We start from the raw sequence: 13,318 nt of genomic DNA, 5'->3' as shown, positions 1-13,318 counted from the left end.
GGACCGATGTCGATACGATTCAACTTCGGCGGTGACGAACATATCTTCGGCGAGGTTTCCGAGGAAATGTCGCTCACCTCGTTCTTTACCGGCCTTTCGATGACCAACGCGGTGCGTACGGCAGGCATCCGGGGCGTCACCGAGATCTGCCCAGCCAACGCCAGCTTCCAGATCCGCTTCGACCCCGACATCGTCAGGCCACAGGATTTGCTCAGCGAACTGAAGTCGATGGAAGAGGCGGCCTCAAAGGCTGCCCCGGTGCTGAAGACCCGGATCATCGAACTGCCGGTTTTTTTCCAGGATCCATGGACGCGTGAAACCTGCTTGCGCTTCCGCGAGCGCCATCAGGACCCGTCCTCCACCGATCTTGAATATTCGGCACGCATCAACGGCTACGCCACGGTTGAAGAGTTTATCGCGGCCTATTCCGGCCAGCCTTGGTTCGTATCCATGGTCGGCTTCGTCGCCGGACTGCCCTTCCTATACCAGATGGTTGAGCGCAAGAAACAGATTCAGGCTCCGAAATATTTGCGTCCACGCACCGACACTCCCAAGCTCACCATTGGTCATGGCGGCTGCTTTGCAGCGATCTATTCGGTGCGCGGCGCTGGCGGCTACCAGATGTATGGCATAACCCCGGCCCCGATCTACGACCCTACCAGGAAGGTGCGCTACCTCGCCGATGATATGTGCCTGTTCAAGCCAGGCGACATCGTCAAGTTCAAGGCCATTGGTCGCGATGAGTACGACGCCACGCTGGAGGAAATCGAAGCCAATCAGTGGCAGCCGACGATTCGCGAATGCACCTTCAGCCTGACCGACTTCAACAGCGATATTTACGGCACAAATGCAAAGCTGATGGAGCTTATCAATGGCCGCTAAGGTAATCTCTCCCGGCCTCTCCACTTCCGTGCAGGACCTTGGCCGACCAGGCCACTATCATGTCGGCATCCCCGAAGGCGGCGGCATGGACCGCTTTGCCACACGCATCGCGAACCTGCTTGTCGGCAACGATCCCGGTGCGGCGGTGCTCGAAGCCACCTTCATGGGGCCTGAACTGGAATTCACCCAATCGGCAGTCATCGCCGTCACGGGGGGAGAGCTGCCACCCAAACTTAATGGCGAGGAACGGCCGACCTGGGAAAGCTTTCCGGTGAAGACAGGTGACCGGCTGTCGTTTGGCTTCCTCAAGGGCGGCGCGCGCGCTTATCTAGCCATCTCCGGCGGCATCGACGTACCCGTGGTTCTCGGCTCGCGCTCGACCTATATTCTGGGCGCACTCGGCGGCCATCAAGGCCGCACGCTGAAGGCCGGCGACGAGCTTCCCATCGGTGAAGGCTCCGGCAAAGCCGGTCTTTCGCTGCCTGCCAATCTGCGCCGTATGTGGAATAGTCCGGCGGAACTCAGAATGCTTCCTGGCATGTACTGGCATCGGATTACTGAAGCCGCAGGCAATCGGTTCTTTGAGGAAACCTGGAAGGTCGCGCCCGAGGCTGACCGCATCGGCTATCGCTTCCGCGGCGGGACGCCGCTGGAGTTCGTTGAGCGTGAGCAGCCTTTCGGCGCAGGCTCCGACCCCTCGAACATCGTCGACGCCTGCTATCCCTACGGATCCGTCCAGGTGCCGAGTGGCACGGAGCCGATCGTTCTTCACCGGGACGCGGTTTCGGGTGGCGGCTATATGATGCTGGGTGTGGTGATCTCGGCCGACATGGACCTGATCGCCCAGCTTCAGCCGCACACCCCGGCGCGCTTCGTTGCGGTGACGCTGGAAGACGCGCTGGCCGCGCGAGCGGAACAGCGCGCCGCGCTGGCGCGTGCCGAAGGGTACCTGGCCGGCTGACGTCAGCCGGGAAATGCCGGCCGAGGAGCCGGACGTGAGGAGATCGGCCGGCCAAAACCGACCGCGCGTGGCGGAAGACAAAATCCGGTGCGCGAAACGACAAGACGACGCCGGGCAACGGCGTGAATTTGGCCATCCGAGCAGTCCGCTAGAGACCGCCGGAACCGACAGGGGAAGACATCAGCAACGTGACTGGCCGCAAGGCCGGATGCTTCGCGCCTTTCCGTCGGTAACAAGAAGGAAAGGGACATGAGTCATCTGAGCGCGGAGAACGTCTCGGTGTCGTTTGCGGGGCTAAAGGCCCTGTCATCGGTGGACCTCCAAATTACGCCTGGGCGCATCGTTGGCCTCATCGGCCCCAACGGCGCTGGCAAGACCACGCTGGTCAACGTGCTGACGGGCTTCCAGGCTCCGACGGAAGGCACCGTCAAGCTCGACGGGGCGGCACTCTCGGGTCTCAAGCCGCATCAGGTCCGCCGGCGCGGCATCGCCCGCACCTTCCAGGGTGGGCGGCTCTTCCGCGACCTGCCGGTGCTGGACAATCTGGAGGTAACCGGCGTTGGTCTGGGAATGAGCCGGCGCGCAGCCATCGCCGAAGCGGAAGCGCTGCTCGACTGGATCGGCATCGGCGCGCTGGGCCCCCGCATCGCCGGAACCTTGCCTTATACGGATGAGCGCCGTGTCGCCATTGGCCGCGCCCTGATGGGACGGCCCGCATACATCCTGCTCGACGAGCCTGCGGCCGGCATGAGCACGCCGGAGGCGCGGGAGCTTTCGGCGCTGATAAGACACATCGCCGGCGATCTCGGCTGCGGTGTCCTGCTCATCGAGCACAATGTCGGGCTGGTGCTCGGCCTTTGCGAGCATATCGTCGTGCTCGATTCCGGAGCGATCATCGAGGAGGGTCCGCCCGCCGCGATCCGCGATAGCGAGAAGGTGCGCCACGCCTATATGGGCACGACCGCGAACACCGACCTGCCCGTGCTGGAGGTGATGGAATGAGCCTGCTCGCCCTTTCCGATATCACCATCCGCTATAGCCGTCTCACGGCGGTGCGCGACGTCTCCTTCTCCATGGACGAAGGAGAAATCCTGTTCATCACCGGCCCGAACGGAGCTGGGAAGTCTTCGCTGCTGCGTGCGATCGCCGGTGTGACGCCGGTGGCGGGCGGCCGGATCGACCTGGCGGGCCATGAGATCACCGGCCAGGCACCGGAGAACATCGCCCGGCTCGGATTCTCCATGGTGCCGGAGGGGCGCGATGTCTTCGGCTCGCTGACGACCGAAGAGAACCTTCTCGTCGGCACTGGCATGCACGCTCGTGACCGCGGCTGGCGAAGCCGAACGGCGGGCGACCTCGAAGCCGTCTACGCAACCTTCCCGATGCTGAAAGAGAGGCGGCACGGGCAGGCGGGATTGCTGTCCGGCGGGCAGCAGCAAATGCTGGTCATCGGACGCGCGCTGATGACCAATCCGCGGCTCATAGCCATCGACGAGCCTTCGCTGGGCCTCGCCCCCAACATCAACGACCAGGTCTACGAGCGGCTCATCGCGCTGCGTGCGCAGCGCCAACTCACGCTGCTGATCGTAGAGCAGAGTTCGGCCCGGGCGATGATGGTGGGTGGGCGCATGATCCTGATGCGTGGCGGGCAGATCGTGCTCGATGGTGACGCCCGGACACTCGGGAACGGCGAGGCGATCCAGGCTGCCTACTTCGGTTACGAGGACCATTGAGATGCTCCAGATCCTGTTTGACGCACTCTCGCTTGGTTCGCTCTACGCGCTCGGGGCACTTGGCATTGCCCTCATCTTCGGCGTCATGCGGCTTGTGAACTTCGCGCATGGCGACGTCATCGCCTTCTGCGTCTTCGCGCTGCTGTGGCCATCGACGGATGCCATGGCCATCGTCTTCGCTGGCCAATTGCCGTGGTACCTGCTGGTGCCCTTCGTGCTGCTCTGCGGGGCCGGGCTGTCGGTGCTGTGCGAAATCGTCGTCTTCAGGCGGTTCCGCAACGCCAACCCGGCAACGATGATGATTGCTTCTTTCGCGCTCGGTTTCGTCATTCGCTATTTTCTGCTGATGCTTTTCTCGAGCCGGCCGAAGTCGATCAATCTCCTCCCAGAACTCTCCCAGCCCATCGAGATCTTCGGTGCCAGGCTGCCGCTTCTCCAGCTCATCACCATCATCGCGACGATGTTGATCCTGATAGGTCTGACCCTCTTTCTGCGCCGGACCCGGTTCGGACTGGAAATGCGGGCGGCGGCGGAGAATTTCTCCATGGCGCGCATGCTCGGCGTCCGCGCCAACCGGGTCATCATGGGGGCCTTCGCGCTGTCAGGCGCGCTGGCAGGTGCCATCGCCTTGATCTTCGGGGTGCAGACCGGCACCGCCGATATCCAGATGGGGGCGGCGATCATGCTGATGGCGTTCATCGCAACGGTTATCGGCGGCTTGGGCAGCCTGGCTGGCGCCGTGCTGGCGGGCTTCCTGCTCGGTGCCGCGTCGGTGATCATGCAGGTCATGCTTCCTATCGACGCCCGGCCCTTCCGCGATGCCTTTGTCTACGGAGCGGTCATCCTCGTTTTGCTCTTCCGTCCGCAAGGCCTGATTTCGGCGCGTGGCACAAAGGAAAGGGTCTGATCCATGTCCGCAGCGTCCCCGGCCATCGAGCCGCAAATGACCACCGGCGCCATTGTCGCCAAAACCCCCCGGCCCTTCGTGCTGGCGCGTCGTACCATCATCACGCCGATCCTGCTGTCGCTGTTGATGATCGCCATCGCACTCCTGACGATGATGACCGGATCGAGACCGTTCAATCAGGTGATCATTGACGTCTTCCTCCGGGTCATCCTCGTCGTCGGCCTTTATGTATTTATTGGAAATTCGGGCGTGCTGAGCTTCGGCCATATCGGCTTCACCTGCCTCGGCGCCTATGTGGCGGCATGGCTGACGATCAATCCCATCATGAAGAAGATGGCCTTTTCCGGTCTTCCCGGCTGGCTGATAAAAGCCCAGATGCCCTATTGGGAGGCGGCCATCATTGCCGCGATCTTTGCGGGTTTGGCGGCGCTGATCTTCGGGCGGATCCTGATGCGGCTGTCGGGCATCGCCGCCTCCATCGCAACCTTCGCCATGCTGGCGATGATCAACACGATCTACTCCAACTGGGAAACCGTTACCGGCGGGACATCGTCGGTCGTCGGGATCCCGATCATCCGTTCGATCTGGCCCTATCTGATCGCCGCCATCCTCTCGGTCTTCATTGCCTGGGCACATGCGATATCGCGTTCCGGTCTGGCATTGCGTGCCGCCCGCGACGAACCGACGGCCGCGGCAGCCTCCGGCATCGATATTCCCCGGGAGCGGCTTGTCGCCTTCGTGATCTCCGGTGCCATAATGGGTCTCGGCGGCGCCTTGATGGCTCACTCCATCGGGGTCGTGACCCCGGACACCTTCTATCTCGGTCTCACCTTCATCACGATCGCCATGCTTGTCGTTGGCGGCATGGGCAGCCTTTCGGGCGGCGTGATCGGTGTCGTGTTCCTCTCGGCCCTCATTCAGACCCTGCGCTGGCTGGAAGCCGGGGTTTCCATTGGCGACGTCGCGTTCGCCATACCGAAAGGCCTTCAGGAGATCGCCCTGGGCATCATCATGATCATCATTCTGGCGCTTCGTCCGGCAGGCGTCTTCGGCAATCGCGAGATCTCTTTAACCCGCAACCGCGGTGACTGACCGGCGGATTGTAAGCCGCCGCAACCCTGAAAGGAGAAGTCTATGATAAACAAACTGAAAATAACGACAATGACGATGCTCTTCACCGCAACAGCTGCCTTTCCAGCCTTGGCGGACGACAGCAAGATCGTCGTCGGTTTCGCCACGGCGGAATCGGGCTTCATGGAGGCTTACGACAAGCCCGCCACCGATGCCGCGCTGATCCGCATCGACGAAATCAATGCCGCCGGCGGTCTTCTTGGGAAGAAAATTGAAGTCGTGAAAGCCGACACCAAGTCCGACCGTGCAGAAGGCGCAAAGGCCGGTCTTTCCGTTCTCGACCAGGGCGCTGACCTCGTCGTCGTTTCCTGCGACTACGACTTCGGTTCGCCAGCGGCGCTTGCCGCCGAGGCGGCTGGCAAGGTTTCCTTCTTCCTCTGTGCTGAATCCGTAAAGGCGGGCATCCAGGGCGTAGGCCCGCACAGCTTCTCGGCGTCGGTGCTGGCGGCCGTGCAAGGAGCGACGATGGCCGAATGGGCATACAACAAGAAGGAGGCCAAGACCTTCTATCGCCTGCTCGACAGCTGGACGGAATACAACAAGGGCATCTGCGACGGCTTCGACTGGATGATGCCGAAGCTGGAGGCCAAGGGCGCCAAACTTCTGGGTCAAGACACCTTCAAGAATGACGACCCTTCAATCGCTGCCCAGATCAGCCGCATCAAGGCCCTGCCAAAAGAACCCGATGCGATCATGCTTTGCACCATGATGCCGGGCGGCGTTTCGGCGATAAAACAAATCCGTGCCGCTGGCATCAATTCGATGATCCTCAACGGCTCCGGCATGGACGGCAGCTACTGGCTGTCGGCGGTACCTGACCTTTCCAACTTCTACGTTCCGGTTCAGGGTTCCATCTATGGCGACGACCCGAACCCGGAAGTCACCAAGTTCAACGCAGCCTACAAGGCCAAGACCGGCGGCGACCCATCTTCCATGTATGTCTATCCAGGCTATGTCATGATCGACGTCTGGGCAAAGGCCGTCGAGCGCGCCAAGAGCATCGATGCCGATGCCGTTGTCGCGGAACTCGAAAAAATGAAGAACGAGCCGACCCTCTTCGGTTCGCGCACTTTCACCTCCGAACTGCACCACCAGAACCAGACCAAATACCTGGTCGCCGACACCGAGAAGGGCAAGCCAGCGATCATCGACAGTTGGACGATCTCCGAACCGATCCCGCTTGACGCGCTCTTGAAGTAGTCGTGGCGCCGGCTTGGTCCGGCCGTCCTTCCCAAGCAAAGAACCCGGCCCGCACGATGTGGGCCGGGTTCAACCTATCAGTCCATGACATGCGAACTTTTATGTCCGGGCCTTGCGATAGGAATCCTTGAGCGCAATTCGCGCGCCTGAAAAAACGAAGATGTCGCAGCCATCGACCTCGATCTTGTCTCCCGCGGCCGTTGTTCCCGTGAAGCGCCACGAAGACAGTCCGGTATCTCCGCAGACCACATGGTTGTCATTTGACCAGGCAGCGTCCGAAAAGGTTGAGAAGATAGCGGCATAGGCTGCCCGCACGGCCTCCCGCCCAGTGTGACGGCGACCGTTGGGGTCGGGTCCAGCCGAAGCATGGAAGGCGCAATCCTCCGCCATGCAGGCCATCAAGCCGTCGAGGTCATGGGCGTTCCACGCCGCCATGAACCGGCCTAGAAGCGCGGATCGCTGCAACGAAAGATCGCCTCCGGTCATGCCGGTCTGGTCCGCATCGCCGATCATTCCAGCCCTTCCTTCGCCACCGCGCCGACCAGCCGGTCCAGCGATCTCGACATGCGGGTCATGATTTCGGCGATGTCCTCTCCCGTCACGATCATCGGCGGGCAAAGCGCAAGCTGGTCGCCGATATTGCGGAAGATGAGACCTTCTTCGTGACCGATCACCGACGCTATCGCGCCCGCGCGTCCTACTTTTGCGAAAGGCCGCTTGGTCGCCTTGTCAGCAACCAGCTCGACCGCCCCGATCAGGCCGGTGCCGCGAGCCTCCCCGACAAGGGGATGATCGGCAAACGAGCGAATGCCCGCCTGGAAGAGCGCTTCCATGCGGGCCGCATTGCCCATCAAATCGCGCTCCTCGATGATGGCGAGATTTTCCAGCGCAACGGCTGTCGCGACCGGGTGGCCCGACGCCGTGAAGCCATGGCCGAAATTACCGATCGTCACGGTGTTGTCGGCAATCGCCTGATAGATCGCTTCAGAGAAAATGACGGCGGCAAGCGGCATGTAAGAGGAGGTGATCTGCTTGGAGACCGTCATGATATCAGGCGTGAAGCTGAATTTCTGGCAGCCAAAGGGCGTGCCGAGCCGCCCGAAACCACAGATCACCTCATCTGCTATCAGAATAATATCATTTGCCCGGCAGATTTTCTCCACGCCTTCCCAATACCCGACCGGCGGGGGCAGAACGCCGCCAGCTGCCATAAGCGGCTCCCCTATGAAGGCCGCGATCGTATCAGCCCCTTCTTCCGCGATCACCGCCTCCAGTTCGGCGAGCAGGCGCGCCGTGAAGGCGGCTTCGTCTTCGCCTTCCATGCCGAAACGATAGAAGTGCGGGCAGGTCAGGTGACGAACGGGAATCGCCGGCAGGTCGAAGTCGCGATGGTTGATCGGCAGGCCCGTCAGGCTGCCGGAGGCGACTGTGATGCCGTGATAACCCTTGGTCCGCGCCAGGAATTTCTTCTTCTTGGGTCGGCCGAGCGCATTGTTCATGAACCACACCATCTTGACGATGGTGTCGTTGGCTTCCGAGCCCGACGACGTGAAGAAGACACGCGTCAGGTTTTGCGGCGTCATCTCCACGAGTTTCTCCGCGAGCCGGATGGACGGCTCATGCGCCTTGGAGGAGAAGGTGTGATAGTAGGGCAGCTTCAGCATCTGCTGATAGGCCGCGTCGGCCAACCGCTTTTCCGAAAAGCCGACGGCCACCGACCATAGCCCGGCGAGCCCTTCGATATATTCCTTGCCGCGCTCGTCATACACACGGATGCCGTCGCCGCGGCTGATGATCAGCGGCCCGGTTTTTTCGTGCTGACGCAGGTTGGTGTAGGGATGCATGGTGGCGCCGATGTCGGCGGCGGCGAGAGAGTTGGAAAGCGCGTCCATGGAAGTCCTCAGCGGCTTGGGGAAGTGGTTCGGGGTTGTGAGTTCGAGATAGTTTTCGATCCCATGCGCGGAGCCTTCACGATACGGAAGAATGAATCATGGCAGGCTTTTGGAATGCGTGTCGATGATCCGCCGCATCAGCGCGGCGACGTCGCGCGCATTCGGCGGATCGGAGTGGATGCAGACGGTGTCGAAGTCGACCGGGCGGACCGTACCGTCTACCGCGACGAGTTCGCGTCGGGTAAGCGCCCCCATCATGCGGTGCTCGGCAAGTGTCAGGTCGATAGCCGACTGTACGCGCGGGATGATCAGGCTGCCGCCGGGAGCGTAGGTAAGATCGGGAAAGAACTCGCCCACGAAGGCAACGCCAAGTTCAACTGCCGCCGTCTCGTGACAGGTTCCCGCCATGCCGAAGAGCGGGACGCCGAACGGCTTGACCGCCGCGGCGATTGCCCGGGCGGTGTCCATGTCGTGCGCGGCCATGCCGTAGATAATGCCGTGCGGCTTGACGTGGCTGAGCCGCCCGCCCTCGGCGGCCAGTATCCCTTTCAGAGCACCGATCTGATAGAGAAAGGCGGCTGTCAGTTCCTCTGGCTGAAGTTTCATTTCCCGCCGACCGAACCCCTCGCGATCGGGAAGGGAAGGATGCGCGCCGACCTGCTTGCCATGCGAGAGCGCTAGCCGCACGGTCTTCAGCATCGTCCACGGATCGGAGGCGTGGAAGCCGCAGGCGATATTGGCGCAATCGATATGAGGCATGATGCCGGCATCGTCGCCGAAACGCCAGTTGCCGTAGCTTTCCCCCATGTCGCAGTTCAGGGTGACCATGGTTTGCTTGCCTCAGCCAAGGGTGTTCGACGCCCAGCCGGGGGCGATGTGCGGGAAATCCGGCGGCGGTTCGCGCTCGTGCAGCAGTCGAAGAACGCGCGGAGGCGTCAGTGGCAACTGCCGCACCGGCTTGCCGATGGCACGTGCCACTGCGCAGCCGATCGCCGCGCCAACGGCCAGGATTGGCACTTCGCCGGCGCCCTTGGTGCCGAGCGGGCCCATCGACGGTGCGCCCTCGTAGAGGTCGGCGGCGACCGCAACCACGTCCTGTGCCAGCGGCAGGCGATAGGTCTCGAAATCGTCCTGCGCGATGCGTCCGTCGGCGGTGATCGTCACCTCCTCATGCAACGCATAACCCAGCCCCTGCACCACGCCGCCTTGTATCTGGCCCAGGATGGCGCGCGGGTTGAGCGCGCGGCCGACATCCTGCACCACGCGATAGGCGAGCACCTCGACATGACCGGTGTCCGCATCAACCGCCACCTCGGCCTCGTGAACAACGAAGACGGGGATGTCGAGAGCGTCGATGAAATGCCCCATGGCGCAGCCGGACATTGCCGGGGCGTTCCTGGCGGTAAAGGCTCCGCTTCCTGTGATCGGGCCGGTGGTGGCCTGCGCATGGGCGACGATAGCGGGGATCGACATTCCGGAACCAGGACGTCCCGTGATCTCCACACGCCCCTCGCGCAGCACCAAGTCTTCCGGTCGGGTCTGGAGCATCTCGCCAGCGGTCCGTAGCAACTTCTCACGCACTTCCGCGCAGGCGGCCACGCTGGCCGCGCCGATGGATACAGTGGTTCGTCCCCCGCCAACGCCGACATCGAGACCGGCGGCATCCGTATCGGCTTCGCGCACGATCACCTGGTCGGGAGCGAGGCCAAGCTGCCCAGCCACGATCTGTGGCAAGGATTGCACCATCGTGCCCGATCCGATCTCCACACCCGACGTGACCAGCGTTGCGCTGCCGTCGGCGTTCAAATTCACCGTCGCCGCCGAGGGTCCGACGAAAACGAACCATGTGCCGACCGTGGTCGCAATTCCATAGAGCCTGCCGTCGGCCTTGGCTTGCGATGTGCCGGTGCTGGCGCGCAAAGTCTCCATGCGATCGAGCATCGGACCCAGCACGTCGGCCTCGAAAACCTGGCCGGTGGCACCGAGATCGCCATCTCCCAGGACATTCTTCTTCCGAAACGCCATCGGGTCGAAGCCCAGCGCCTCGCAGATTTCGTCGGTATGTCGCTCCAACGCGAAGGTGTTGTAGACGCCGTTGCAGGCTCGGAACGCGCCGTTGGGTGGCGTGTTGGTGTATACGGCGCGGCTGACGAGCCGCGTTGCGCCAACCCTGTAATTGCCGCCCAGCGTGTGCGCCGTCATCGTCGTCAAGAAAACCTGCTCGCCTCCATACGCACCGCAGTCCATCAGCACGACCGCCTCGCGCCCGGCGATGTATCCTTCGGCGGTGACAGCGGACCGAATGCGGATTTCCGCATTCTCACGGCAGAGGCAGGTTGCCATCTCTTCCTGCTGGGTATTTTCCAGCACCACGGTGCGCCCGGTCATCCGCGCCAGAAGTGCCGTGATCGGCTCTATGGACGCATCGAATTTCAGGCCGAATCCGCCACCGACAGGTGGTACGGTGACCCGCACACGCCCGGGCGGAAGCTGCATGACCCTTCCGGTGACGTTGCGCACTGTCCAAGGCACCTGTGTCGAGGTCTGGATGTGAGCACGGCCGTCCTCCCAGGAGCCAATGGCAACACGCGGCTCGAAGGGCACATGGCTCTGCCGGCCGACGGTGAAACTGCTTTCGACAATGCGTATATCGGGACGGGCGAAGGCAGCGTCGACGTCGCCGCGACTGGATTTTGCCTCCCATGCGATGTTGCCTGAACGTGCACCGCCTTCCGTGATCACCTCATAGCCGCGCCAGCCCTCGTGGACGAGACGGGCGGCGGGCTGGAGCGCCTCGGCCATGGTAAACACCGGTGCCAGCGGTTCGACCTCCAGCACGATGGCGGCAAGTGCCGCCCGCGCCTGCTTCTCCGTCTCGGCGGCGATGACGGCGATTGGCTCGCCGTGATAGCGGATCGTGTCGATGGCCAGGAGCGGATGGTCGGCAATGCCGATGCCGTAGAGCCCTGGCGCATCGGCGCCGGTCGCCACCGCGCGCACGCCAGGACAGCGAAGTGCCGCCGAAACGTCGAGCTTGCGGATACGCCCCGCGGGAACGGTCGACCGCAGCAGCACGGCATGCAACATGTCGGGGCGAGTCCGGTCGTTGGTGTATTTCGTCCGCCCTCGCAGCTTGTCCTGTGCATCGCGGCGCGGAAGATTCATCACCGTGGCCGCCAGCTCAGACATGGATGCCTCCCACCAACTGGCCGGCCTTTCGCGCCTGGTCGAGGCAATCGGCCACGGCGTCGACGATCCGCTCATATCCCGTGCAGCGGCATATGTTGCCGACCATCGCGGCCTTGATTTCGGGGCGGCTCGCATGCGGATTGTCACGCACGAACGCCGAAAGGCTCATGACCATTCCCGGGAAACACATGCCGCATTGCACGGCATCGGCCGCCTCGAAATTGGCCTGGAGCGGGTGCAGCACCTGGTTTCCCGAACTCAATCCCTCGATGGTCGTCACCGCGCATCCCTGGACGAGTCCAACCGGCTTCAAGCAGGACGGCACCGCTTCGTCGTCGACATGCACCGTGCACGCGCCGCAAAAGCCTTCGCGGCACACAGCCTTGGTCCCCGTCAGGAACCGTTCCCGTCTCAGGATGTCGACGAGCGGCGTCATCGGATCTCCATCAAAGCGGCAGTCCTCGCCATTCAGCTGGAATGTCACAACCATGCCAGGCCCTCGGTCTTGAGAAGTGCGGCAACAGCGCGCCTGACCAGTGTCGGAAGAACCTGGCGCCGGTACCAACCCTCCGCTTCCTTGCCGTCGCGGCCCTGAAAATCATTGTGTTCCAGTGCAAGCTCGGCGGCGCGCTTCGGATCGAGCGCGGGCGCCGGGCCAGCCGCCATCGCCTGTTCGAGCGCCGTCCAGCGCCGCGCTACCGGCTCCACCGAGCCGACGGCGATGCGACATTTGTCTTTGTCCACCGCGAAGGAGACGATAGCGACCGGATAGTCGCCGGCTTGCCGGAGCGGCAGGCGGATGTGAGCACTTGCGATCAAGTCGCGGCGCAGATGAATTCTCGTCACCATCGCTTCGGTCAGCAGCGCAGGCCTGTCTTTGAGGAAATCCGAAATACCGAGGAGTCTTGAGCCTTCGAACGTCTGCAACTCCACCGTCGCCTCACAGGCGAGAAGCGCAGGGGCGAGATCGGCGGCGGCAAAGCCGAGGGCACAGAGGTTGCCGCCCACGGTGGCGACCCTTCGGATGCCGGGATTGGCCGCACCCTCGGCCGCGGCAACCAGACCTTCGAAGCCCGCTACCGCACGCAGCGCGCGGCCAAGCACCGTGTGGGTAACAGCCGCGCCGATCACGATATGGTCGGGCTCGATTTCGACCTTGGACAAGGCCGGTATTCGGTGGAGTGCGACCACCGCCTCGGGAAGGTCGACCCCGCGCCGCGGGTCACGCATCATCCAGGTGCCGCCGGCAAGCACCGTCGCGCCTTGCCGGCGTGCGGCCAATGCCTCTTCAATCGTGCTGGCCGCGGTGAACAATCGTTCCACGCTTGCTGCCATCTGTCATACCCCTCGGAAGCAGCCAACTTTCGCGACGCTGCAACATAGTTGCTCCAGCTTCAGGCTCCTGTGAAATAGTAATTCTTTG

13 protein-coding genes are annotated in these 13,318 nt (G+C 62.8%); 7 read left to right on the top strand and 6 right to left on the bottom strand.

The features are described 5' to 3' along the window. Positions 1-6: 6 nt before the first annotated feature. The 7 genes from AB4Z43_RS30040 to AB4Z43_RS30010 all read left to right on the top strand — a co-directional run bounded on the left by AB4Z43_RS30040 (position 7) and on the right by AB4Z43_RS30010 (position 6,814). Positions 7-882 (top strand): 5-oxoprolinase subunit B family protein, encoded by an 876-nt coding sequence (locus tag AB4Z43_RS30040; RefSeq protein WP_019860195.1) that lies wholly within the window; start codon positions 7-9, stop codon positions 880-882. Then, the gene (locus AB4Z43_RS30035) at positions 872-1,843 is read left to right on the top strand and encodes a biotin-dependent carboxyltransferase family protein (RefSeq protein ID WP_441940391.1); all 972 of its coding nucleotides are present in this window, start codon (positions 872-874) and stop codon (positions 1,841-1,843) included. Before AB4Z43_RS30040 ends, AB4Z43_RS30035 begins: the two co-directional genes overlap by 11 nt. A gap of 249 nt (positions 1,844-2,092) precedes the next feature. Beyond that, entirely contained in the window at positions 2,093-2,845 is a 753-nt protein-coding gene (locus AB4Z43_RS30030; protein ID WP_441940389.1) for an ABC transporter ATP-binding protein, read from the top strand. Then, positions 2,842-3,576: an ABC transporter ATP-binding protein gene (locus tag AB4Z43_RS30025; protein WP_019860198.1), complete on the top strand. Its 735-nt coding sequence runs from the start codon at positions 2,842-2,844 to the stop codon at positions 3,574-3,576. The genes AB4Z43_RS30030 and AB4Z43_RS30025 overlap by 4 nt, the downstream gene beginning before the upstream one ends. Before the next feature lies 1 nt (position 3,577). After that, positions 3,578-4,483 (top strand): branched-chain amino acid ABC transporter permease, encoded by a 906-nt coding sequence (locus tag AB4Z43_RS30020; protein ID WP_019860199.1) that lies wholly within the window; start codon positions 3,578-3,580, stop codon positions 4,481-4,483. A 3-nt stretch (positions 4,484-4,486) separates the two neighbouring features. Continuing rightward, entirely contained in the window at positions 4,487-5,575 is a 1,089-nt protein-coding gene (locus AB4Z43_RS30015; protein WP_051726724.1) for a branched-chain amino acid ABC transporter permease, read from the top strand. Positions 5,576-5,617: 42 nt separating this feature from the next. Next, positions 5,618-6,814 (top strand): ABC transporter substrate-binding protein, encoded by a 1,197-nt coding sequence (locus AB4Z43_RS30010; protein ID WP_038644746.1) that lies wholly within the window; start codon positions 5,618-5,620, stop codon positions 6,812-6,814. 99 nt (positions 6,815-6,913) lie between these two features. Here AB4Z43_RS30010 and AB4Z43_RS30005 read toward each other — a convergent pair whose 3' ends face one another. From AB4Z43_RS30005 to AB4Z43_RS29980, 6 genes are all read right to left on the bottom strand, one after another. Beyond that, a complete protein-coding gene (locus AB4Z43_RS30005) occupies positions 6,914-7,327 on the bottom strand; it encodes a nuclear transport factor 2 family protein (protein ID WP_441940386.1) in 414 nt (137 codons plus the stop codon). Then, positions 7,324-8,706: an aspartate aminotransferase family protein gene (locus tag AB4Z43_RS30000; RefSeq protein ID WP_019860204.1), complete on the bottom strand. Its 1,383-nt coding sequence runs from the start codon at positions 8,704-8,706 to the stop codon at positions 7,324-7,326. The genes AB4Z43_RS30005 and AB4Z43_RS30000 overlap by 4 nt, the downstream gene beginning before the upstream one ends. 96 nt (positions 8,707-8,802) lie before the next feature. Next, entirely contained in the window at positions 8,803-9,534 is a 732-nt protein-coding gene (locus AB4Z43_RS29995; protein ID WP_064986278.1) for a LamB/YcsF family protein, read from the bottom strand. Between the two features lie 12 nt (positions 9,535-9,546). Then, the gene (locus AB4Z43_RS29990; protein WP_441940383.1) at positions 9,547-11,895 is read right to left on the bottom strand and encodes a xanthine dehydrogenase family protein molybdopterin-binding subunit; all 2,349 of its coding nucleotides are present in this window, start codon (positions 11,893-11,895) and stop codon (positions 9,547-9,549) included. After that, positions 11,888-12,385 carry a (2Fe-2S)-binding protein gene (locus AB4Z43_RS29985; protein WP_441940381.1) on the bottom strand — a complete coding sequence of 166 codons (498 nt, stop codon included), beginning with the start codon at positions 12,383-12,385 and terminating at the stop codon, positions 11,888-11,890. Before AB4Z43_RS29985 ends, AB4Z43_RS29990 begins: the two co-directional genes overlap by 8 nt. Then, a complete protein-coding gene (locus AB4Z43_RS29980; protein WP_038644744.1) occupies positions 12,376-13,230 on the bottom strand; it encodes an FAD binding domain-containing protein in 855 nt (284 codons plus the stop codon). Before AB4Z43_RS29980 ends, AB4Z43_RS29985 begins: the two co-directional genes overlap by 10 nt. Positions 13,231-13,318: the final 88 nt, after the last annotated feature.

Source organism: Mesorhizobium sp. 2RAF45 (assembly GCF_052115225.1).
GTDB classification, from domain to species: Bacteria; Pseudomonadota; Alphaproteobacteria; order Rhizobiales; family Rhizobiaceae; genus Mesorhizobium; species Mesorhizobium jarvisii.
The sequence above is the reverse complement of the archived record's forward strand: the minus strand, read 5'-3'. Positions and strand labels throughout refer to the sequence as shown.